Here is a 20,449-nt window from a genome sequence, read left to right on the forward strand (position 1 = left end):
ACCCCGGTCCGTATGTGCCAAGGCCACCTTTCAGCGCCCCTGGAGTTCTTCCATGTCTGTTCGCATCCTCGCTCTCGTCGGCAGCCTTCGCGCCGGTTCGCACAACCGCCAGCTCGCCGAGACCGCGGTCAAGCTCGCTCCCGCGGGCGCCGACGTGGCGCTCTACGAAGGGCTGGCGGAGATTCCCTTCTACAACGAGGACATCGACGTCGAGGGCGGTGTCCCGGCCGCCGCCGCCAAGCTGCGCGAGGCCGCTGCCGGCTCCGACGCGCTGCTGCTCTTCACGCCCGAGTACAACGGAACGATCCCGGCCGTCCTGAAGAACGCCATCGACTGGCTGTCCCGCCCCTTCGGCGCCGGCGCCATCGGCGGCAAGCCGGTCGTCGTCGTCGGCACCGCCTATGGCCAGTACGGCGGCGTCTGGGCACAGGACGAGGCCCGCAAGGCCGTGGGCATCGCCGGCGGCAAGGTGATCGAGGACATCAAGCTGTCCATCCCCGGCTCGGTGACCCGCTTCGCCGAGACCCACCCTGCCGACGACACCGAGGTCGCCGAGCAGCTGACCGAGGTCATCACCCGCCTGCACACCCTCGCCGGCCGGCCGCCGGCCGCCTGACCCTCCCCGAAGGACCGGAGCACCGGCTCCGGCCCTCCCACCGAACCCGCCGCCGGGCCGGACGCTCCCGGCTCACCGGCTCGGAGAACCACGCGTCGTGGAGGGGCCGCAGCCCTCGTGGCTTGCGGCCCCTCCACGCTGTTGCGGGCCTCCTGGTCCGGCGCCTGCGCCGGACCACGCTCCGTCGCAGTGGACCGGCCCCGGGTCCGTCCGCGAAACACCGGTGCCACGTCGACCTGACGCCAGGATCCCCGCCGCCCTCCGACGCCTGGCCGCACAGCGGGCGGGACCAGGGCCGCCCGCATCCCGGGAGAAGCGAAGCGCCGGGCGTCGCAGCCTCAGGCCAACGGCCCCCGCCGCAAGCGCCCCCGGACACTCGGACCGCCGCCGCACCCACCCGTTCCGGTGCGCCGATCTCCCCCCGGGCCCGGTCAAAGCTACGGCCGCCCCAGCCCGGCGCGGCCGCCCACGCCGGACCCCAGCCACCCCACCGCACCGGCGCCCAGGCCGAAGCCACCCGGCTCCCGGACGAAGCCAGGCGCGGGGCGCCGCGAAGCCCGAGCCAACGGCCCGTCGCCTTCAGCAAGCACGCTCCCCCACTCACGCCGCCCGCCCGTCACGGTGGGCCGATCCCCCGGGGACCCGTCAGCGGCACGGTGCCCCCGGACGGGGGCGGGCGCCGGGCGCCGGCAAGCCGGGTCCTTCCGCACACAGGTGCCGGAGGGCCCGCAGTACGCCCCCGGCGACGCTCACGCCGCTGCCGCCGTTTCCGGCCCGTCGCGGTGAATGGGCGTCCCCGAGTCCGTCAGGGGCACCCCCGTGCCGCCGCGACGGGCGGCGACGATCTCCGCCGCGATCGACAGGGCCGTTTCCTCCGGGGTGCGGGCGCCGAGGTCGAGACCGATCGGCGAGCGGAGGCGGGACAGCTCCCGCTCCCCCACGCCCGCCTCGCGCAGACGGCGTCCGCGGTCGGCGTGGGTGCGGCGGGAGCCCATCGCCCCGACGTACGCCACCGGCAGGCCCAGGGCCACCTTCAGCAGAGGGATGTCGAATTTGACGTCGTGGGTGAGGACGCACAGCACCGTGCGCGCGTCGGTCTGCGTGCTCCGCAGATAGCGGTGCGGCCAGTCGACCGCGATCTCGTCGGCCTCCGGAAAGCGGGCCCGGGTGGCGAAGACCTGCCGGGCGTCGCAGACCGTGACGTGGTAGCCGAGGAACCTGCCCGCCCGCACCAGCGCCGCCGCGAAGTCGATCGCCCCGAACACGATCATGCGGGGTGGCGGCAGCGAGGATTCCACGAAGAGGGTCACGCCGCCCGGGCAGTGCGAGCCGTCCTCCGCGACACCGGCCGTGCCGGTGCGCCCGGCGTCCAGCAGGGCACCGGCCTCGCCGGCCGCCGTCCGGTCCAGGTCCTCGGTGCCGCCGAGGCTGCCTTCGTACGAGCCGTCCGGGCGTACGAAGAGGACCCCGCCGCGGAGTTCCGCCGGTCCCTCGGCGACCCGGACCAGTGCGCCCGGCTCCCTCCGGACGGCGGCCGACAGCGCCGCCCGCAGCACCCGCCGGGCGGGGGCCTTCGCGAGCACCGGGGTGACCACGATGTCGATGACCCCACCGCAGGTCAGGCCCACCGCGAAGGCGTCCTCATCGCTGTAGCCGAACCGTTCGACACGGGTCGCGCCGTCCTCGAGCGCCCGGGCGCACAGGTCGTACACCGCGCCCTCCACGCAGCCGCCGGAAACCGAACCGACCGCCGTGCCCCCGCTGTCGACCGCGAGCGCGGCGCCGGGGCCGCGCGGTGCGCTGCCGCTCACGGACACCACCGTGGCCACGGCGAACTCCCGGCCCTCGGACAGCCAGCGGTGCAGCTCACCGGCGATGTCAAACACGCGGTCCTCCCGCCTCCAGCACCCGGCCCGGACGGATGGGCAGACTCCGGTGACGTACGCCGGTCGCGTGCCAGACCGCGCCCGCGACGGCCGCCGCCGCGCCCACGATGCCGACCTCGCCGATGCCCTTGATCCCGACCGGGTCGTCGGGGTCCGGGTCGTCCACCCAGTCCGCCTCGACCGCCGGTACGTCGGCATGGCTCGCGACGTGATAGCCGGCGAGGTCGGGGCCGTAGAGGCCGCCCGAGGCGCTGTCGCGCACCGCTTCCTCGTGCAGGGCCATGGAGATGCCCCAGATCATGCCCCCGACGAGCTGGCTGCGGGCGGTGAGCGGGTTGACGATCCGGCCGGCGGCGAAGATGCCGAGCATCCGGCGCACCCGCACCTCGCCCGTGGTGACGTCCACGGCGACCTCCGCGAACTGCGCCCCGTAGGAGTGCCGTTCCTTCTGGGACAGGGCCCCGACGGCGGCGGTGGTGTCGGAGCGCACGGTGATGCCCTCCGGCGGCACGGTGCCGCCCGGCACGAGCCGCTCCCGCAGCTCCCCGGCGGCGGCCGTGACCGCCCAGGCCCAGGAGCGGGTGCCCGCGGAGCCGCCGGCGATCATCGCCGGGCCGAAGTCGCTGTCGCCGATGTGCACCCGGACCCGGTCGGTGGGCACCCGCAGCGCGTCGGCGGCGACCAGGGTGAGCGCCGTACGGGCCCCGGTACCGATGTCGGCCGCCGAGAGGCGCACGGTGAAGGTGCCGTCCGGTTCCGCCGTCACCGCCGCGGTGGAGGGCATGACCTGCGCCGGAAAGGAGGCCGCGGCCGTGCCCGTGCCGAGCAGCCAGCGGCCCTCACGGCGCACGCCGGGCCGCGGGTCGCGGCCGGACCAGCCGAAGCGGCGGGCGCCCTCGCGAAAGCAGGCGGCGAGGTTGCGGCCGGCGAACGGCAGCCCGGAGACCGGGCCCAGCTCCGGCTCGTTGCGCAGTCGCAGGTCGATCGGGTCGACGCCGCACCGCTCGGCCAGCTCGTCGAGCGCGGACTCCACCGCGAACGAGCCCGGCGCCTCGCCGGGTGCGCGCATCCAGGTCGGGGACGGCACGTCCAGCCGCACCACCCGGTTCTCCGTGCGGTGGGCGTCGGCGTCGTACAGGGTCCGCGCCACGCCCGCACTCGGTTCGACGAACTGCCAGACCGTCGACGTCTGGTTGAGCGAGCGGTGGTCCAGGGCGCGCAACCGGCCGTCGGGGTCGGCGCCAAGACGGATCCGCTGGGTGGTGGGGCTGCGGTAGCCGGTGAGCGAGAACATCTGACGGCGCGTCAGTACGACACGGACCGGCCGCTGCAGGGCCGTGGCGGCCATCACGGCGGCCACCTGGTGGGCCCGTGTGCCCTTGCTGCCGAATCCGCCGCCGATGTGCTCGGAGCGCACCCGCACGGCGGACACGTCCAGCGAGAACATCCGTACGAGCTCGTCGGCGACCCAGGTGGTGCCCTGGTTGGAGTCGACGACCTCGAGCCGGCCGCCGTCCCACAGGGCGGTCGCCGCGTGCGGCTCCATCATGGCGTGGTGCTCCTCGGGCGTGGTGTACTCCGCGTCCACCACGTGGGCGGAGGCGGCGAGTTCGGCCTCCAGGTCACCCTTCTCCGCCAGGGCGGGCATGTGTCCGTCGGCCGGGTAGGCGTCCGGGCGGCCGGCGGAGAACGCGATGTCGTGCGGTTCCTGTTCGTAGGTGACGACGAGGGCCTCGGCGGCCTCCCGGGCCTGCTCGGAGGTCTCGGCGACGACGAGGGCGACGGGCCAGCCGGCGTGCGGGACGCGGTCGTTCTGGAACACCGCGGCCGTCGGGTCCGGCGGCACGCCCAGCATGCCGACGTAGTCGGTCTCCAACCTCGGGGCGTTCCCGTGGTGCAGGACGGTGAGCACGCCCGGCATGCCGAGTACGGGTCCGGTCTCGACGGACACGATCCGGCCGCGGGCGACGGTGGACAGCACCAGCCAGCCGTGGGCGAGACCGGCGAAGGGGATCTCGCCGGCGTAGCGGGCGGCGCCGGTGACCTTGTCGCGGCCCTCGACGCGGATGTGCGCGGTGCCGACCGCTCCCGTCGTCGCGGTGCCGGTGGTGGCGGTGGTCATCGTGCGGCCTCCTCGGCGAGTTCGGACAGCACGGCCACCACGAGGTTGCGCATCAGTGTCACCTTGTATCCGTTGTCGGGCAGCGGCCTGGCGGCCGCGAGTTCGGCGTCCGCGGCCGCGGCGAAGTACTCCGCGGTCGCCGGGGCGCCGGTCAGGACGCGTTCGGCGGCACGGGCCCGCCAGGGCCGGGAGGCGACCGCGCCGAAGGCGAGGCGGGCGTCGCACACGACTCCGCCCGAGACGTCGAGGGCGGCGGCGACGGAGCCGATCGCGAAGGCGTACGAGGCCCGTTCGCGGACCTTGCGATAGCGGGAGCGGGCGGCGATCCGCGCGGGCGGCAGGGTGACGTGGGTGAGGAGCGCGCCGGGCGGCAGCGCGGTCTCCCGGTGCGGGGTCTCCCCCACCGGCAGGTAGAAGTCGGCCAGCGGCAACTCCCCCGGCCCGTCGGCGGTTTCGTAGGAGACGACCGCGTCGAAGGCGCTGAGTGCCACACCCATGTCGGAGGGGTGGACGGCCACGCAGTGGTCGGAGGCGCCGAGCACGGCGTGGTTGTGGTGCTCGCCCTCGACGGCGGGGCAACCACTGCCGGGGTCACGCTTGTTGCAGGGCCCGGTCACGTCGGTGAAGTAGCCGCAGCGGGTGCGCTGGAGCAGATTGCCTCCGACGGTGGCCATGTTGCGCAGTTGTCCGGACGCACCGGCGAGTACGGCCTGGGCGAGGGCCGGGTAGCGGGCGCGGATCCCGGGGTGTGCGGCGAGGTCGCTGTTGGTGACGGTGGCCCCGACGCGCAGTCCGCCGCCGTCCGCCGACTCGATCCGGTCCAGCGGGAGAGTACGGACGTCGACGAGCCGGGCGGGGCGTTCCACGCCGGTCTTCATCAGGTCGACCAGGTTGGTGCCGCCGCCGAGGTAGCGGGCGTCGGGGTCGGCGCCGAGCAGCGCCACCGCCGCGGAGACGTCGTCGGCGCGCCGGTAGTCGAACTCCCTCATGCGGCGGTCTCCTCGGTCTCGGTGGGGCTGGTGGCGGCAGCGCGGGCGACGGCCTGGACGATCTGCACGTAGGCCCCGCAGCGGCACAGGTTGCCGCTCATGCGCTCCCTGATCTCCCCGGGGGTCAGGGGTGGCCGTTCCGCTTCGGGCCGTAGGTCCTCGGTGACGGCGCTGGGCCAGCCCGCGGCGTGCTCCTCGATGACGGCGACGGCCGAACAGATCTGGCCGGGGGTGCAGTAACCGCACTGGAAGCCGTCCAGGTCGAGGAAGGCCTGCTGCACCGGGTGCAGCAGGTCCCCCTCGGCCAGGCCCTCGACGGTGGTGATCTCCCGGGTGTCGGAGGCGACGGCCAGTTGCAGACAGGACACGGTGCGGCGGCCGTCGACCAGGACGGTGCACGCACCGCACTGACCCTGGTCGCAGCCCTTCTTGGTGCCGGTCAGCTCGAGCCGCTCACGCAGGGCGTCGAGCAGGGTGGTGCGGTGGTCGACGGACAGCGTGTGCTTCTCGCCGTTGATGTTCAGGGTGACGGAGCTGGACGTCGAGTGAGCCATGAGCAGCCTTCTTTCAGGGATCTGGAAGGCGGACGGGTCGATGACGCGGGGTGGGGTGAGCTGTACGGAACGTGGAGCGTTGGGGACCATGCGGGGTGCGGGAGGGGCGGGGAACGCCGGCCGTCGGGACATGCTGCGGCCGTCCGTGTCCGCCGATACGATGACCGGAAGCGGACAGCTGTCCGTTACTTCGAAAAACGTAGTGGACAGTTGTCCGCTTAGCAAGGACGGGTTTCGGCCACGGGCCCGTAAGGAGGACACATGGGACACGAGAAGGAGGCGCCTCTGCGCGCGGACGCGCAGCGCAACCGCGAGCGGATCCTGCAGGTCGCCCTCGTCGAGCTCACGCACTCGGCGGACACCCCGTTGAGCGTCATCGCCAAGAAGGCGGGCGTGGGACAGGGCACCTTCTACCGGAACTTCCCCAGCCGTGAGGCACTCGTCCTGGAGATCTACCGGTACGAGATGCAGCAGGTCGCCGACAGCGCGGCGCGGTTGCTCGAGTGCCGGGAGCCGGACCGCGCACTGCGCGAGTGGATGGACCGGCTGGCCCGGTTCGCCATGGCCAAGGCCGGACTGGCCGACGCCCTCCGGCAGGCGACCACCGGGCCGGGCAGCCCCGAGAAGCCGGCCCACAGCCCGGTGACCGAGGCGGCCGACTTCCTGCTGCGCCGCTGCGAGGAGGCCGGTGTCATCCGGCCGGGGGTGACTGCGGACGACCTGGCACTCGCCATGGGCGGCCTCTGGCAACTCGACGCCGCCGGAGACTGGCAGCCCCGCGCCGCCCGGCTGCTGGACCTCATCATGGACGGCCTGCGCGTGGGGGCGCCGGGGCGGTAGCGCCCCTCGGGCGACCGACTCAGGCGACCGCCTCGGGCACCAGTGCCCGCAGCTCGCGCAGCGCGGCCTCCACGGCCGGGCCGGCGTGGCCGCCGCCCCGGGTACAGGTCAGCAGTTTGCGGTGCGGGTTGCCCGCGCAGCGGACCCGGGTGACCGGCAGGTCCGGGGTCAGCCGCGCGAGGCGCGGGATCAGGGCGACACCGAGGCCATGGGCCACGAGATGGGCGGTGACGTTCCAGTCGATGGCGTGGTGCACGACGTCCGGGGCGAAGCCGGCCGCGCCGCACGCGGACATCACATGCGACCGGCAGGGGCTCTCCGGCACCGGCGCGATCCACGGCTCGCGGGCCGCCTCGGCGAGGTCGGTCCGCCCGGCTCCGGCCAGGGGATGCCCGGCCGGGACGACGAGGTCGAACGGCTCGTCCAGCAGCGGCTGCTGGTCGAACCGGGTGTCGCTCAGCGGCGGGTTGAGCGGGGTGGACTCCACCACGGCCAGGTCGGTGGCCCCTTCGAAGAGCAGGTCGAAGCTCTGCGGCACCCCCGCCTCCGAGATCCGCACCGACAGCCGCGGATGGCGCTCGCCCAGCCGGGCGGCCATCGGGGCCAGCAGCACCGACACCGCCGACGCGAGCCCGGTCACGCGCAGCGGGCCCGCCGGGGCGCCGTGGCCGGCCCTCAGGTCCCGTTCGGCCTGGTCCCAGCGGGCCTGGATGGCGTCGGCGTGCGCCAGCAGGCTCTCGGCGGCCGGAGTGAGCCGCACCCCCCGCCCCCGCGGCTCCAGCAGGGTGACATCCAGCTCGCGGGCGAGCTGACGGATCTGCTGGGAGGCGGCGGACGGGGTGAAGTGGAGGGCGTGGGCCGCCGCGGTGACCGTGCCGTAGTGGGCGACCGCCCTGAGAACGTGCAGCCGGCGCAGATCAATCATGAAGTCCACGCTTCACGGTCACGTACGCAAAGTCAACCTGGACGTGTACGGATGTGGCGACGCACCCTTGCCGTGTCGCGACATCGACAGGCACACCGACATCGCTGAGGAAGCGGGGAGTCATCATGACCAGCACGACCGGTGCCACGGGTACGACCGGCATCTCCTGCCCGTTCTGCGGGTGGCCGGACGACGCCGAGCCGTTCCAGGTGGTCTCCCGGCACAGCACCGCGGCGGGCAGCACGGTGTGGACCCGCTGCGGCTGCGGCTCGCTCCAGGTCCGTGCCGTCGGCGAGCGCGGCGCCCGCGTCGTGTCCCGCGGCCGCCCCGCCGTGCTCCGTACAACCGGGCCGGCCGGTGAGCGGACGGGGCGGCCGTTGACAGCGGCTCGCCCCCGCCGTACTAATCGAAGCCGGTGATCCGGAGCAGTCGAGGAGGCGTGGACGTGCGGAGACTCCCCCTGTCCGGGGTGACGGTGGTCAGCGTGGAGCAGGCGGTGGCGGCGCCCTACGCCACCCGGCAGCTGGCCGATCTCGGCGCACGCGTGATCAAGGTGGAGCGGCCGGGTGAGGGCGACTTCGCCCGGCGGTACGACACCACCGTCCACGGCCACTCCAGCTACTTCGTGTGGATCAACCGCTCCAAGGAGTCCCTCACCCTGGACCTGAAGGATCCCAGGGGTCGGGCGATCCTGCACCAACTGCTCGACAACGCCGATGTGTTCGTGCAGAACCTGGCACCGGGTGCCGCCGACCGCCTCGGCCTGGGGACCGGGGAACTCACCCGCCGCCACCCCCGGCTGATCCCCTGCACGATCTCCGGCTACGGCACGAGCGGCCCATGGGCCGACCGCAAGGCGTACGACCTGCTGATGCAGTGCCAGACGGGCCTGGTGTCACTGACCGGGACGCCGGAGGAGACCGCCCGTACCGGGATCTCCGTCGCCGACATCGCCGCCGGGATGTACGCGTACAGCGGAGTGCTCACCGCCCTGTACACCCGTGCCACCACCGGCACGGCCCATCCGGTGGAGGTGTCCCTGTTCGAGGCGCTGGCCGAGTGGATGGGGCAGCCCGCCTACTACACCCGCTACGGCGGCGGCCAGCCCCCGCGTCTGGGCACCCAGCACGCCACCATCGCACCGTACGGGACCTACCGGGCCGCCGACGGCCGTGAAGTGCTGTTCTCCATCCAGAACGAGCGCGAGTGGGCGGCCCTGTGCGTTCGGTTCCTCGGCCGGCCCGACCTGACCGACGATCCTCGGTTCGCGACCGGTTCCGACCGGGTGACGCACCGGGAGGAGCTGAACGCGATCATCACGGAGCGTTTCGCCCGTGACGACGCCGAGGAACTGCTGAAGGACCTGGAGGCGATCGGGATCGCCTGCGCCGGGGTCAACGACGTCGCCGCGTTCCTCGACCACCCGGTGCTCGCCGCCCGCGACCGCTGGCGCGAGGTGGCGGTACCGGGCGGGACGGTGCAGGCGCTGCTTCCGCCCGCCGACCTGGCGGGCGTGCCGGCCCGCATGGACCCGGTACCGGCCGTGGGCGAACACACGGAGGCGATCCTGGCGGAACTGGGCCGCGGCCCGGAGGACATCGAGACCCTGCGCGCGGACGCCGTGATCTGAACGGCGGGGCGTCTACGCCTGCCGTTCGCGCAACGCCCCCAGGACGTCCTCGTCCGTCAACTGGCCGAACTCCTCGTACCACTGGCCGACGGCCATGAACGCGGCCGGCTCGTACACGCACACCACCTCGTCGGCCTCGCCGCGCATCAGGGCCACGGCCTCCGGCGAGCCGACGGGGGCGGCCAGCACGAGGCGCCCGGGCTCCCTCGCGCGCAGGGCACGCAGGGCGGCGCGGGCGGTGGAACCGGTCGCCAGTCCGTCGTCGACGACGATCACCGTCCGTCCGCGTACGTCGGGAGCGGGCCGACCCTGACGGTAGAGCCGTTCGCGACGGCGCAGTTCGGTGCGCTCACGCTCGACGACGGGCGCGAGGTCGGCCTCGCTCAGGCCCAGCCCGCGCAGGGCGTCGCCGTCGAACACCACCGCCCCGTCGCCGGCCATCGCGCCGACGCCGAACTCCTCGTGGAAGGGGGCGCCGACCTTCCGGACGACGAGGACGTCGAGCGGCGCGTCCAGCACCGCGGCGACCTCGGCGGCCACGGGGACCCCGCCCCGGGGCAGCGCCAGCACGACCGGGTCGGCCAGGGCTCCCACGTCCCGCCGCTCCCGCAGCCGTGCGGCCAACTCGCGTCCGGCCTGCCGGCGATCACGGAACCGCATGGCCTCCGCGTACCCTCTCCCCGGCTCCTCAAGCACCGCCACCCGGCATGGGTGCGCGGGCGTCGGGCAGTCGTGGTTCATGGCCGGTGACACGGACGACTACGGGCAGGAGCGGCGCCCGCACGCGAGCGGGCACCGAGCGGTGGCGCAGGAGGACGAGATACGGATCGAGGCGTGGGCGACGAGCCGGGAGAACTGCCTGGCGGAGGCGGTCACGGCGATGGTGGAGTGCTTCGCCGACGTCTCCGGGGTGCGACCGACCGGCGCGGGCCGCGTCCGGCTCGACGAGGCCAGTGACGACGACCTGCTGGCCGCGCTGCTGGACGAGATCCTCTACCGGCTTGACGCGTACGGCCAGGTGCCGGTCGACGTCGAGGCGGACGAGGCCGACGGCGGTCTCGACGTGCGCCTGGCGCTCGCCCCGCTGTCGGACGTACGCCTCACCGGAGCGGCCCCGACCGCCGTGGCCTGGGAAGAACTCCGCATCGGCCCGGGCCCGTACGGCTGGTCGTGCGCGGTCACGGTGGACGGCTGAACCCGACAGCCGCAGCAGAGGCAGAGGCGGGGGCGGGGCGGGGCGGGGCGGGAGCCAACGACGCCGTCCGGCGGTACGCACCACCGGACGATTCCGCGTTCAGCGGTTGGCCGCCGCCGCACTGATCTCCGCGAGGGCAGAGCGCGGATCCTCCACAGCGGCGAGGTCCCCAAGACTGACCATGCCCACCGGACACCCGCCCCGCTCGACCACCGGCAGCCGCCGCACCGCATACCGCCGCATCAGCTCAACGGCGTGATCGGTCGTGTCCTCGGGATCCAGCGTCACCAGCGGCGGCCGCGTGCACAGCGCCCCCACCGTCGTGACCTCGGGATCGTGGCCCTCGGCAACACCCCTCAGCACGATGTCACGGTCGGTGAGCACACCGAACAGATCACAGTCGTACGCCACCAGCACATCGCCGATGCCCCGCTCGCGCATCAGACGCGCCGCCCGCGCCAGCGTCGTCATGGGCTCGACGGACGCGGTGTCCGCGGACATCACGTCCCGTATCCGCCTGGTCATGGGCACCTCCCGGGGAATGACCGGACCGGACTCCCGTGCTCGCCGCGTAGCCCGCTGGGCCGGACACAAACCAGCCGCGTCCCACCGGCCGGGGCGGAAGTGAGCCCCCACCCCGGCCGGCATGCCGTCTCTAGACGGCTCCGGGGATCTCCTCGGTGACGCCGTTCAGCGGTGACTCCGGGTCGGCGCCGTAAGGGCGGGTGATGGCCTCGAGGCCATGGCCCGCCGGGTCCAGGAAGTACACGCCGCGTCCGCCGTCGTTGCGGTTGATGCGGCGGGGATGCCTGCCGTGCGGGTCGGCCTGGATGGGAACACCGGCGTCCACGAGCCGGGCGAGCATCGCGTCGAACTCCTCCTCCGAGACGAGGAACGCGTAGTGCTGCGCCGGGATGTCGATGCCGACGGTCGCGAAGTCCAGGGTGACGCCGTTGGCGGTCGTCACCGGAAGGAACATTCCGGCCGGTTCCCCGACTTCCAGTCCCAGGATCTCGGCGAGGAAATGGGCGGACTTCTCCCGGTCACGGGTAAGAACGATGGTGTGATTGAACTCGACTGACACGGTGGCAATGCCTCCACGGGCATCCACGGCGCCTCCATGCCTCACCCAGCCGGTGACCGACACGCGATGCCGCGCGGAAGATCCTAAGCAGCCCGGCCGACGCCTGTCGAGCGGATAATCGCGCACCACCGGCACGCAGGGCGCGCCCGCTCACGGCTCAGAAGGTGTGCCCTCCCTCGGCCCCGACCGCCTCGTCCACCCGGTCCGCCACCCAGCCCAGAAAGCCCCGCACCGCCGCCCCGGGCAGCGCGAGTGCCGACCCCCGGGGGCGTTCGTAACTGCGCAACGCGTCCGTGATCAGCGGCCGGAAGTCCGCCTCGGAGGCGGCGACGATCTCGGCGGCCCCGCCCTTGGCGAACCAGTGGCCGGTGCGGCAGTACACCACGGCGCGGCAGCCGCCCAGGACCCGGTTGTCGGCCAGGTGCCCCTCCCCCTCGGCATGCTCCCGTACGGAGGCGCGAAGCGCGTCGAGCACGTCGGACCGGCCCGGCGCGGCGATCACGTCCCGTACCGGTCTGCCGGTCAGCGGGAGGCCGCACTGGTGGGCGATCGAGCGGTCCAGGACGTACCAGAACGCCAGCGCCTCCCCGGGGTCGTAACTGACCCGCTCGGGCAGGGACGCTCCGGTGTTGAGATCCATGAGGTATCCCGCTCCGCCGGATGGGTGGGCGGCGAGACCGGCCGGGTACACGACCAGTTCCAGTCCGGCAGCGGGACACTCCAGGGCGGGATGGACCAGCCGATCGGCCAGTTCGGGCAGCGCCCGGTGCGGAAGCGAGCCGTCCACCACCACCGTCACGTCGACGTCACTGCGTCCGTGCCGGTAGTCCCCGAGCGCGAGGGATCCGACGGCGAGGACGCTCACCAGGTGGGAGCCGCAGACTGCGCCGGTACGGTGGACCAGTTCGTCCAGGTAGGACCGGAGCTCGCGGGGCGGGACGGGACGACGGCTCATGAGGCCGGTGCCGGCCGCGGGCCGCCCGCCGCGAGGGTCAGTTCCACAGCTCGTCGCTGTCGCACACCCGCGCCCCCATGTTGCGTTCCATCATCCGCAGGGCGGCGTCCGCCAGGTCGGCGTGGATGTGGGCGACGGCGTCACGAGGGACGACAACGTCCAGATGCCGGATATGCGCGTCGAGTGCGGAGTACAGGACGCACTGCTCCGTCACCTGGCCGCAGAGCACCAGCCGGTCGACTCCCTGCTGGTTGAGCAGATAGCCCAGCGGGGTCTCGAAGAAGACCGAGTGCCGGGCCTTGACGACGAAGAGGGAGGAGTCGTCCGGCCGCAGCGGCTCCACGAGGTGCGCGTGCGGTCCCGACAGGGCTTTGTCGAGCAGTTCACCGTGGTGGGAGCGCCACTCGCCGAAGTTGTCGTTGACGTAGACCACCGGCACGCCCCGCTGTCGTGCCCGCCGCAGGAGGGCGGAGACGGCCGGCACGACCGATTCGGCGGACGGGATCAGCTGTTCCGCGTCCGGATGGTCGTAGGTGTTGATCATGTCGATGACGGTCAGCGCGGTCTTGCCCATGTCACCAGGGTTCCACTCACCAGGACGGTCAGACATGTCCGGTTCCGCCCTGCTCCGCACGTGGCAGGAGACGAGCTACCCGCTCGAGTTCGTCGTCGAGGAGCCGTTCTGGGCGGGCCCGTCCCTCGGGAGCGGCTGTCCGGACCGGCAGTCATCAGGGCCGTCCGGCCCTAGTTCCGTCGGGGTGCCGTCGCGGACCATGGAGAGATGATCCACACCGATGGCTTCCGACTGCTCGACCGGGAGGAGTGCCTGCGCCTGCTGGGCAAGGCACCGGTCGGTCGCGTCGTCTACACCCGCCAGGCGCTGCCCGCTGTCCTGCCCGTCAACTTCTCCCTCGACGAGGACTCCTCCGTGGTGCTGTGCACCTCCGCCGCCTCCGATCTGGTGCGGGCGATCGACGGGGTGGTGGTGGCCTTCGAGGCCGACGACTTCCGCGCCGAGCGCCGGGCCGGCTGGAGCGTCGTGGTCACGGGACGGGCGGCCGTGGTCACCGAACCGGCCGAGCACGAGCGGCTGCTGCGGACCGGCCCCCAGTCCTGGATGCCGATGCACGACGGCGTGTTCGTCCGGATCGAGGCCGAGATGGTGACGGGCCGCGAACTCACGGGTGTGCCCGGCTGACGTCCGGGGCAGCAGGCGGAGCGGCACGGGCCGGGACGGGGCCCCGCAGCAGGACGGCGGGCCCCGTCCCGCGCGCGTGAAGCCCGGCTTGCGATGGGGGCGGCGCGGCACACGGCGGCGGCGCCCCCCGTCGTACGCGACGAACCGGGACATGATGGGCGTCCGCGGCAGACTGGCACAGGCACTCTCGCCTGCCACCCCCGCACCGCCCAGGGCCCCTGCCACGCCCTGCGCTCCCAGCCACACGCGACGGACCGACTCGGAACGCGGCCCCGCGGGGGGCTGCGGCAGCCCCGGCCGTACCCGACGAACCGGCCCGGGAGCGGCGCCCGTGGCAGCCGGCCGTGCGTGAACAGCCCGGCGGGGATGCGGCCTCCGCGGTGGGCGGTGGGCTTCCCGTCCAGGGGCCGAGGGCCCCGGCGAGGTGTGGCCGGTGTGCCGGTACGGTACGCCTGTGACCGCCTACACCCCTGAGAACGCCCCGGGCCGCCACGGCCCTTCCGCCACCGTCGAGGCCGAGCCCCGTGACGTGGGCCCGGTACGCACCGAGTACTCGCCCGCGCACGACGGCGACCCCGATCCCGGGGAGATCGTCTGGACCTGGGTGCCCTATGAGGAGAACGACGGCCGGGGCAAGGACCGTCCGGTGCTCGTCGTCGCCCGCGAGGCGGGCGGAACGTTCCTCGCCGTGCAGTTGTCCAGCAGGCGGCGCGACGGGCACCGGGAGTGGGTGCCGATCGGCAGCGGGCCGTGGGACCGGTCGGGCCGCGACTCGTGGGTGGACGTGGACCGGGTGCTGCGGCTGCACGAGGACGGCATGCGCCGGGAGGCGTGCGCCCTGGACCGGATGCGGTTCAACCTCGTACGTCAGCGGCTCCGGGAGCGGTACGGCTGGAACTGATCCCCGCCGGCCCGGTCAACAGGTCCGCGAACGTCCGCTCGAACGCGGCGCGGACCGCGCTGTCACGGGTGCGGTCCAGGATGCCGAAGACCACGTGCTCGAAGGCCCCCGCGAACCGCCCGCCCGGCGCGAGAAGGGTCCGGAAGGCCCCCGCCACCTGTGCCGGGTCGTTGCGGAACACCCCGCAGCCCCAGGCTCCCAGCACCAGCCGCCGGTAGCCGTGGACGGCGGCGGTCTCCAGCACCCGCTCGGCCCGTACCACGAGGGCGTGCGGCAGATCGCCCGTCCGCTCCGGCGCCGTGCGCCGGATCACGCCCGCGTTGGGCGCGGGCGAGGTGAGGAATCCGGCGGTGAACGGCTCGTCGAGGAGGCGTCCGCGGTCGTCGCGGAAGACGGGCACGGCGGGTGAGTGGATCACCCGGTCCGTGTAGAACGGGTCGCGGTGGGTGCGGTGGTGGTCGTAGAAGCCGGCGGCCCGCAGCAGACAGGTGTACAGCGCGGAGGCACGGCACAGTGCCTCCTCCTGGGCCTGGGCGCCGTTGAGGTATCCCCCGCCGGGGTTCCGGGCGGAGGCGAAGTTCAGTACGGCCGCTCCGTCCGCGAGCCGCCGGGCGGCCTCGAGGCTGCTCTCACCGGTGACCTCGAACCGGGACTCCACCAGGCCGAACGCCGGGACCGGGAGTGGCTCCGGACCGTACGTCCGCGTCCCGCGGGCCGCCGCCTCGACCGCCGCCGCGACGGACACCTGGTGTCCGCCGGGTGCGCGGTAGGTGCCCGCCGCCACGATCTGCTCGGTCTCTTTGGCGATACCACGCAGGCGCGCGCTCACGGCGCCACCCCCGTAGCCGCCGTGACCGCGCGCCGCGCGATCTCACTCGCCGTGCCCATGCAGGCATCCTGAGCGATGCTGGTGATGCCGCGCAACGGAGTTTCCGCCTCCCCGAAAGGCCCGGGAAGGCACGGAGAACCGCCCGGGAGCAGGCAGAACGAAAGGATGACCGAACCGGGACGTCCCACCCGGCGCTCTTGTGTCCGGCGACGCGAGGGTTTTGGGTGGACGGGTTGATGCCGGCCCGGACCATCGGGCATCCGGGCCGGCGACATGGTGGAATCTCAGGAGGATCCCTACATGTCCGATTCGGAAGGTGGCTGCACACAGCCACGTACCACCGTCACAGAAGCCGAGGTGGAAGCCCTGGTAGGGGGCATCTGCTTCAAGACGGGACCGCCGCGTCTCCTCGGGGTCGAGGTGGAATGGCTCGTCCACGAGCTGCGGGACCCGCGGCTCCCCGTGTCACCCGAACGACTCGAAGCGGCTTACGCCGCTCTGCGGACCGTTTCCCTGAGGTCGGCGCTCACCGTCGAGCCCGGCGGCCAGCTGGAGCTGAGCTCGCCGCCCGCCGCCTCCCTGATGGAGTGCATCGGTACCGTCTCCGCCGATCTGGACGCCGTCCGCGCGGTGCTGCGCCGGGACGGTCTGGCCCTTGCCGGGCTCGGCCACGCCCCCTGGCACGCGCCCCGCCGCTTTCTGCGCGAACCGCGCTACGACGCCATGGAGGCCTGTCTCGACCGCACCGGACCCGCCGGCCGGGCCATGATGTGCACCACCGCCTCCGTGCAGGTGTGCGTGGATGCCGGGTACGAGGAGCCCGGACCCCTCGGTCATGTGCGGCGCTGGTGGCTCGCGCACCAACTGGGCGCGGTCCTGGTCGCCGTGTTCGCCAACTCCCCCCTCGCCGGCGGCCGGCCGACCGGCTGGGTGTCCACGCGGCAGCTGCGCTGGGCGCAGATCGGCCCCGGCCGGGCCGGCGGCCCGGTACTGGACGCCGACCCGCGCGCCGCCTGGGCCCGGCACGTACTGGACGCGCCGGTCATGTGCGTGCGGGACGACGACGGGCCGTGGCAGGTGCCGCAGGGGCTGACCTTCCGCGAGTGGACCAGGTCCGGCCTGCCCAGACCGCCCACCCGGGAGGACCTCGACTACCACTCCACGACGCTGTTCCCACCGGTGAGGCCGCGCGGGCATCTGGAGCTCCGCATGATCGACGCGCAGCCCGGTGACGACGGCTGGATCGTGCCGCTGGCCGTGACGACGGCACTGTTCGACGACCCGGAGGCGGCCGAGACCGCCTACCGGGCGGTGAAGCCGCTGGCCGAGCGGACGCACGGCATGCCCGCGCCGCACAATCCGCTCTGGCGGGACGCGGCCCGCGTCGGGCCGGCCGACCCGGAGCTGCGCGAGGTGGCCATCGGCTGTTTCGCGGCGGCGCTGCGCGCGCTGCCCCGGCTCGGCGCCACCCCAGGGGTCATCGACGCGGTGACGGAATTCCGGGACCGCCATCTCGCCCGGGGCCGCTGCCCGGCCGACGATCTGCTCGACGGGCTGCGGGCGACGGCCGGCGCCGGCGGGCACCCCCGGGGCACGCGTCCGCACGACACCGGCCCGTACGGAAAGGACACCCCCTCATGACCGACCCCGCCCTCGACGCCGAAGCATTGCGCGAGCGCGCGGCCGCCTCGCTGATCACCGCACGGGACCGGACGACGCTGCTCACCGCTTGCGTCGAGGGGCCCGATCTGACCGCGCAGCACTCGCCGTTGATGTCGCCACTGGTGTGGGACCTCGCCCACATCGGCAACCAGGAGGAACAGTGGCTGCTGCGGGCCGTCGCCGGCCATGAGGCGATGCGGCCCGAGATCGACGGTCTGTACGACGCCTTCGAGCACCCCCGCGCCGAGCGCCCGGGCCTGCCGCTGCTGCCCCCCGAGGAGGCCCGCCGGTACGCCGCCGATGTGCGCGTCCGGGCCCTGGACGTACTGGAGGGCGCCGCGTTCCACGGGACGCGTCTGACGGAGGCGGGCTTCGCCTTCGGGATGATCGCACAGCACGAACAGCAGCACGACGAGACGATGCTGATCACCCATCAGCTGCGCAGGGGTCCGCAGGTCCTGACCGCCCCGGATCCGGAACCGGTGCCGCTGTTCACGGGCCCGTCCGAAGTCCTCGTGCCGGGCGGGCCGTTCACCATGGGGACCTCGGAGGAGGCGTGGGCGCTGGACAACGAACGCCCCGCACACCGGCGCGAGGTGCCGCCCTTCCACATCGACACCACACCGGTGACGAACGCCGCGTACCAGGCGTTCATCGAGGACGGCGGCTACGACGAGCCCCGCTGGTGGACCGCCGAGGGCTGGGCCCACATCCGCCGCGACTCCCTCACCGCGCCGCTGTTCTGGCGCCGGGACGGCGGACAGTGGCTGCGGCGCCGGTTCGGAGTCACCGAGGTGGTGCCGCCCGACGAGCCGGTGCTGCACGTGTGCTGGTACGAGGCGGACGCCTACGCCCGCTGGGCCGGGCGCCGGCTGCCCACCGAGACGGAGTGGGAGAAGGCGGCACGCCACGACCCGGCCGGTGACCGCTCGATGCGCTACCCGTGGGGGGACGCCGAGCCCGGGCCCGAGCACGCCAACCTCGGCCAGCGGCATCTGCGTCCGGCGCCGGCCGGAAGCTATCCGGCCGGTGAGTCGCCGCTGGGCGTACGGCAGTTGATCGGTGACGTGTGGGAGTGGACGGCGAGCGACTTCCTGCCGTACCCGGGGTTCAGGGCGTTTCCGTACAGGGAGTACTCGGAGGTTTTCTTCGGGCCGGGCCACAAGGTGCTGCGGGGCGGTTCGTTCGCCGTCGACCCGGTGGCCTGCCGGGGCACGTTCCGCAACTGGGACCTGCCGATCCGGCGGCAGATCTTCTCCGGGTTCCGCACGGCACGGTCGGAGGTTCTCTGATGTGCCGTCATGTGGCCTACGTGGGGCCCGAGGAACCGCTGGGCGAGCTGCTGGTGACGCCGCCGCACGGGCTGTACCGGCAGTCCTGGGCGCCCCGGCGGCAGCGGTACGGCACGGTCAACGCCGACGGCTTCGGTGTGGGCTGGTACGCGCAGGGTGATCCGGTACCGGCCCGGTACCGCCGGGCCGGGCCCGTCTGGGCGGACCTGTCGTTCGCGGATCTCGCCCGTGTCGTACGCACCCGGGCACTGCTGGCCGCCGTACGGGACGCGACCCTCTCGGGTGCCGACGCGGAGGCCGCGGCGGCGCCGTTCGCGGCCGGGACCTGGCTGTTCAGCCACAACGGGGCGGTGCCCGGCTGGCCGGGCTCGCTCGCGCCGCTGGTCCCGTCCCTGCCCGCCGAGAACGTGCTGACGCTCGAGGCCCGCAATGACTCCGCGTTCGTGTGGGCGCTGGTGCTGGCCCGGCTGCGGGCCGGCGACGAGGAGGGACAGGCACTGGCCGACACGGTCCTGGAGGTCGCCGAAGCGGCCCCCGGGGCCCGGCTCAACCTGCTGCTCACAGGCGGGGACACCGTCACCGCGACCGCCTGGGGCGACACTCTGTGGTACCTCACCCGGGCCGGCGGCGGCACCGTCGTGGCCTCCGAGCCCTACGACGACGATCCGCACTGGTGTGAGGTCCCCGACCGCACCCTGCTCGCGGCGAGTCCGACGGACGTCCTGCTGACCCCGCTCAAGGAGCCCGGCGACGCGTGGCCGTCCGCCGACTCCTACGCACCTTCGAGGGAGCCCTTTACGTGAGTCCGTTCCATCTCACCCGCACCCTGCCCGAGGACACCACCGGCGCCGCCCTGCGTGCCGACGTCCGCGAGGGCCTGACGCACAGCCCCAGGACACTGCCGCCGAAGTGGTTCTACGACGCCCGGGGCAGCGAGCTCTTCGAGGAGATCACCGGACTGCCCGAGTACTACCCGACCCGGGCCGAGCGCGAGATCCTGCACGCCCGCGCGGGTGAGATCGCCGAGGCGTCCGGGGCCCGCACCCTGGTCGAACTCGGCTCCGGGTCTTCGGAGAAGACGCGGTACCTGATCGACGCGCTCACCGGGCTGCACACGTACGTCCCCGTCGACGTCAGCGAGAGCGCCCTCACCCGGGCCGGGCAGGCGCTGGCCGCCGAGCGCCCGGGGCTGGACGTGCACGCGCTGATCGCCGACTTCACCGCCCGGCTGGCGCTGCCCGGTACTCCCGGGCCGCGGCTGGTGGCGTTCCTGGGCGGCACCATCGGCAACCTGCTGCCCGCCGAGCGTGCCGCGTTCCTCGCCTCCGTCCGCGCCCTGCTCGCCCCGGGCGACGCCCTGCTGCTGGGCACCGACCTGGTGAAGGACGAGCAGGTGCTGGTCCGGGCGTACGACGACACGGCCGGTGTGACGGCCGCGTTCAACAAGAACGTCCTGAGCGTCATCAACCGCGAACTGGGCGCCGACTTCGATCCGGGTGCCTTCGACCATGTGGCGGTGTGGGACGCCGGGCACGAGTGGATCGAGATGCGGTTGCGCTCCCGCACCGCGCAGACGGTGAAGATCCCCGCCCTGGAACTCGCCGTGGATTTCGCGGCGGGTGAGGAGATGCGCACCGAGGTGTCGGCGAAGTTCCGGCAGGAGGGAGTACGTGCGGAACTGTCGGCCGCGGGGCTCGGGTTGAGCCGGTGGTGGACGGACGAGAAGCAGCGGTTCGCGCTGTCGCTGAGCGTCGCCCGCTGACGGGAGCAG

General features: G+C 73.5%; 22 protein-coding genes. 11 read left to right on the forward strand and 11 right to left on the reverse strand.

What is annotated here, in order from left to right; genetic code table 11:
• Positions 1–52 precede the first annotated feature (52 nt).
• A complete protein-coding gene (locus tag ACZ5C2_RS10670; protein ID WP_468788804.1) occupies positions 53–616 on the forward strand; it encodes an NADPH-dependent FMN reductase in 564 nt (187 codons plus the stop codon).
• A gap of 749 nt (positions 617–1,365) precedes the next feature.
• On the opposite strand, the gene ACZ5C2_RS10675 is transcribed toward ACZ5C2_RS10670, so the two are convergent.
• The 4 genes from ACZ5C2_RS10675 to ACZ5C2_RS10690 are packed head-to-tail and all read right to left on the reverse strand — an operon-like array spanning position 1,366 to position 6,167.
• Positions 1,366–2,502: an XdhC family protein gene (locus ACZ5C2_RS10675; protein ID WP_468788806.1), complete on the reverse strand. Its 1,137-nt coding sequence runs from the start codon at positions 2,500–2,502 to the stop codon at positions 1,366–1,368.
• Positions 2,495–4,624 carry a xanthine dehydrogenase family protein molybdopterin-binding subunit gene (locus tag ACZ5C2_RS10680; RefSeq protein ID WP_468788808.1) on the reverse strand — a complete coding sequence of 710 codons (2,130 nt, stop codon included), beginning with the start codon at positions 4,622–4,624 and terminating at the stop codon, positions 2,495–2,497. The genes ACZ5C2_RS10675 and ACZ5C2_RS10680 overlap by 8 nt, the downstream gene beginning before the upstream one ends.
• Positions 4,621–5,613 carry an FAD binding domain-containing protein gene (locus ACZ5C2_RS10685; RefSeq protein WP_468788810.1) on the reverse strand — a complete coding sequence of 331 codons (993 nt, stop codon included), beginning with the start codon at positions 5,611–5,613 and terminating at the stop codon, positions 4,621–4,623. The genes ACZ5C2_RS10680 and ACZ5C2_RS10685 overlap by 4 nt, the downstream gene beginning before the upstream one ends.
• On the reverse strand, positions 5,610–6,167 hold the full coding sequence (locus ACZ5C2_RS10690) for a (2Fe-2S)-binding protein (RefSeq protein WP_468788812.1): 558 nt from the start codon (positions 6,165–6,167) through the stop codon (positions 5,610–5,612). The genes ACZ5C2_RS10685 and ACZ5C2_RS10690 overlap by 4 nt, the downstream gene beginning before the upstream one ends.
• A 261-nt stretch (positions 6,168–6,428) precedes the next feature.
• Between ACZ5C2_RS10690 and ACZ5C2_RS10695 the strand changes: the two genes are divergently transcribed.
• Complete coding sequence (locus tag ACZ5C2_RS10695) at positions 6,429–7,007, forward strand: TetR/AcrR family transcriptional regulator (RefSeq protein WP_468788814.1); 579 nt, start codon at positions 6,429–6,431, stop codon at positions 7,005–7,007.
• Between the two features lie 19 nt (positions 7,008–7,026).
• On the opposite strand, the gene ACZ5C2_RS10700 is transcribed toward ACZ5C2_RS10695, so the two are convergent.
• Positions 7,027–7,932 (reverse strand): LysR family transcriptional regulator, encoded by a 906-nt coding sequence (locus ACZ5C2_RS10700; protein WP_468788816.1) that lies wholly within the window; start codon positions 7,930–7,932, stop codon positions 7,027–7,029.
• 125 nt (positions 7,933–8,057) lie between these two features.
• Here ACZ5C2_RS10700 and ACZ5C2_RS10705 point away from each other — a divergent pair, with 125 nt between their 5' ends.
• Both ACZ5C2_RS10705 and ACZ5C2_RS10710 read left to right on the forward strand, forming a co-directional pair.
• Entirely contained in the window at positions 8,058–8,351 is a 294-nt protein-coding gene (locus ACZ5C2_RS10705; protein ID WP_468788818.1) for a hypothetical protein, read from the forward strand.
• Between the two features lie 20 nt (positions 8,352–8,371).
• Positions 8,372–9,562: a CaiB/BaiF CoA transferase family protein gene (locus ACZ5C2_RS10710; protein WP_468788820.1), complete on the forward strand. Its 1,191-nt coding sequence runs from the start codon at positions 8,372–8,374 to the stop codon at positions 9,560–9,562.
• A gap of 12 nt (positions 9,563–9,574) precedes the next feature.
• Here the strand turns inward: ACZ5C2_RS10710 and ACZ5C2_RS10715 are convergent, their stop codons facing one another.
• Positions 9,575–10,222, reverse strand: a complete 648-nt coding sequence (locus ACZ5C2_RS10715; RefSeq protein WP_468788822.1) for a phosphoribosyltransferase — start codon at positions 10,220–10,222, stop codon at positions 9,575–9,577.
• A gap of 79 nt (positions 10,223–10,301) precedes the next feature.
• On the opposite strand from ACZ5C2_RS10715, the gene ACZ5C2_RS10720 reads away from it, so the two are divergent.
• Positions 10,302–10,757 carry an archease gene (locus ACZ5C2_RS10720; RefSeq protein ID WP_468788824.1) on the forward strand — a complete coding sequence of 152 codons (456 nt, stop codon included), beginning with the start codon at positions 10,302–10,304 and terminating at the stop codon, positions 10,755–10,757.
• 99 nt (positions 10,758–10,856) lie between these two features.
• On the opposite strand, the gene ACZ5C2_RS10725 is transcribed toward ACZ5C2_RS10720, so the two are convergent.
• The 4 genes from ACZ5C2_RS10725 to ACZ5C2_RS10740 form a co-directional block, all read right to left on the reverse strand.
• Entirely contained in the window at positions 10,857–11,282 is a 426-nt protein-coding gene (locus ACZ5C2_RS10725) for a CBS domain-containing protein (RefSeq protein ID WP_468788826.1), read from the reverse strand.
• Between the two features lie 130 nt (positions 11,283–11,412).
• On the reverse strand, positions 11,413–11,841 hold the full coding sequence (locus ACZ5C2_RS10730; RefSeq protein ID WP_468788828.1) for a VOC family protein: 429 nt from the start codon (positions 11,839–11,841) through the stop codon (positions 11,413–11,415).
• 157 nt (positions 11,842–11,998) lie between these two features.
• Positions 11,999–12,796 carry a nucleotidyltransferase domain-containing protein gene (locus tag ACZ5C2_RS10735; protein ID WP_468788830.1) on the reverse strand — a complete coding sequence of 266 codons (798 nt, stop codon included), beginning with the start codon at positions 12,794–12,796 and terminating at the stop codon, positions 11,999–12,001.
• Between the two features lie 37 nt (positions 12,797–12,833).
• The gene (locus ACZ5C2_RS10740; protein ID WP_468789140.1) at positions 12,834–13,370 is read right to left on the reverse strand and encodes a cysteine hydrolase family protein; all 537 of its coding nucleotides are present in this window, start codon (positions 13,368–13,370) and stop codon (positions 12,834–12,836) included.
• Between the two features lie 207 nt (positions 13,371–13,577).
• Between ACZ5C2_RS10740 and ACZ5C2_RS10745 the strand changes: the two genes are divergently transcribed.
• Positions 13,578–13,994 (forward strand): pyridoxamine 5'-phosphate oxidase family protein, encoded by a 417-nt coding sequence (locus tag ACZ5C2_RS10745; RefSeq protein WP_468788833.1) that lies wholly within the window; start codon positions 13,578–13,580, stop codon positions 13,992–13,994.
• Between the two features lie 454 nt (positions 13,995–14,448).
• The gene (locus ACZ5C2_RS10750; protein ID WP_468788835.1) at positions 14,449–14,895 is read left to right on the forward strand and encodes a type II toxin-antitoxin system PemK/MazF family toxin; all 447 of its coding nucleotides are present in this window, start codon (positions 14,449–14,451) and stop codon (positions 14,893–14,895) included.
• On the opposite strand, the gene ACZ5C2_RS10755 is transcribed toward ACZ5C2_RS10750, so the two are convergent.
• On the reverse strand, positions 14,849–15,724 hold the full coding sequence (locus ACZ5C2_RS10755; protein ID WP_468788837.1) for a TIGR02452 family protein: 876 nt from the start codon (positions 15,722–15,724) through the stop codon (positions 14,849–14,851). The genes ACZ5C2_RS10750 and ACZ5C2_RS10755 overlap by 47 nt on opposite strands.
• 300 nt (positions 15,725–16,024) lie before the next feature.
• Here ACZ5C2_RS10755 and egtA point away from each other — a divergent pair, with 300 nt between their 5' ends.
• The 4 genes from egtA to egtD are packed head-to-tail and all read left to right on the forward strand — an operon-like array spanning position 16,025 to position 20,440.
• Positions 16,025–17,365 (forward strand): ergothioneine biosynthesis glutamate--cysteine ligase EgtA, encoded by a 1,341-nt coding sequence (egtA, locus tag ACZ5C2_RS10760; RefSeq protein ID WP_468788839.1) that lies wholly within the window; start codon positions 16,025–16,027, stop codon positions 17,363–17,365.
• Complete coding sequence (egtB, locus tag ACZ5C2_RS10765) at positions 17,362–18,678, forward strand: ergothioneine biosynthesis protein EgtB (RefSeq protein ID WP_468788841.1); 1,317 nt, start codon at positions 17,362–17,364, stop codon at positions 18,676–18,678. The genes egtA and egtB overlap by 4 nt, the downstream gene beginning before the upstream one ends.
• Positions 18,678–19,481 carry an ergothioneine biosynthesis protein EgtC gene (egtC, locus tag ACZ5C2_RS10770; protein ID WP_468788843.1) on the forward strand — a complete coding sequence of 268 codons (804 nt, stop codon included), beginning with the start codon at positions 18,678–18,680 and terminating at the stop codon, positions 19,479–19,481. Before egtB ends, egtC begins: the two co-directional genes overlap by 1 nt.
• Entirely contained in the window at positions 19,478–20,440 is a 963-nt protein-coding gene (gene egtD / locus ACZ5C2_RS10775; RefSeq protein WP_468788845.1) for an L-histidine N(alpha)-methyltransferase, read from the forward strand. Before egtC ends, egtD begins: the two co-directional genes overlap by 4 nt.
• Positions 20,441–20,449: the final 9 nt, after the last annotated feature.

Source organism: Streptomyces sp. NPDC031365, assembly GCF_055569765.1.

Bases quoted from the DNA above. Each gene is read 5' to 3' on its own strand.
- ACZ5C2_RS10685 (WP_468788810.1), bottom strand. From the start codon at position 5,613: ATGAGGGAGTTCGACTACCGGCGCGCCGACGACGTCTCCGCGGCGGTG.
- ACZ5C2_RS10745 (WP_468788833.1), top strand. From the start codon at position 13,578: ATGATCCACACCGATGGCTTCCGACTGCTCGACCGGGAGGAGTGCCTG.
- egtA (WP_468788839.1), top strand. From the start codon at position 16,025: ATGTCCGATTCGGAAGGTGGCTGCACACAGCCACGTACCACCGTCACA.
- ACZ5C2_RS10705 (WP_468788818.1), top strand. From the start codon at position 8,058: ATGACCAGCACGACCGGTGCCACGGGTACGACCGGCATCTCCTGCCCG.
- ACZ5C2_RS10670 (WP_468788804.1), top strand. From the start codon at position 53: ATGTCTGTTCGCATCCTCGCTCTCGTCGGCAGCCTTCGCGCCGGTTCG.
- ACZ5C2_RS10725 (WP_468788826.1), bottom strand. From the start codon at position 11,282: ATGACCAGGCGGATACGGGACGTGATGTCCGCGGACACCGCGTCCGTC.
- ACZ5C2_RS10690 (WP_468788812.1), bottom strand. From the start codon at position 6,167: ATGGCTCACTCGACGTCCAGCTCCGTCACCCTGAACATCAACGGCGAG.
- egtB (WP_468788841.1), top strand. From the start codon at position 17,362: ATGACCGACCCCGCCCTCGACGCCGAAGCATTGCGCGAGCGCGCGGCC.
- ACZ5C2_RS10700 (WP_468788816.1), bottom strand. From the start codon at position 7,932: ATGATTGATCTGCGCCGGCTGCACGTTCTCAGGGCGGTCGCCCACTAC.
- ACZ5C2_RS10695 (WP_468788814.1), top strand. From the start codon at position 6,429: ATGGGACACGAGAAGGAGGCGCCTCTGCGCGCGGACGCGCAGCGCAAC.
- ACZ5C2_RS10680 (WP_468788808.1), bottom strand. From the start codon at position 4,624: ATGACCACCGCCACCACCGGCACCGCGACGACGGGAGCGGTCGGCACC.
- ACZ5C2_RS10715 (WP_468788822.1), bottom strand. From the start codon at position 10,222: ATGCGGTTCCGTGATCGCCGGCAGGCCGGACGCGAGTTGGCCGCACGG.
- ACZ5C2_RS10735 (WP_468788830.1), bottom strand. From the start codon at position 12,796: ATGAGCCGTCGTCCCGTCCCGCCCCGCGAGCTCCGGTCCTACCTGGAC.
- egtC (WP_468788843.1), top strand. From the start codon at position 18,678: ATGTGCCGTCATGTGGCCTACGTGGGGCCCGAGGAACCGCTGGGCGAG.
- ACZ5C2_RS10720 (WP_468788824.1), top strand. From the start codon at position 10,302: ATGGCCGGTGACACGGACGACTACGGGCAGGAGCGGCGCCCGCACGCG.
- ACZ5C2_RS10740 (WP_468789140.1), bottom strand. From the start codon at position 13,370: ATGGGCAAGACCGCGCTGACCGTCATCGACATGATCAACACCTACGAC.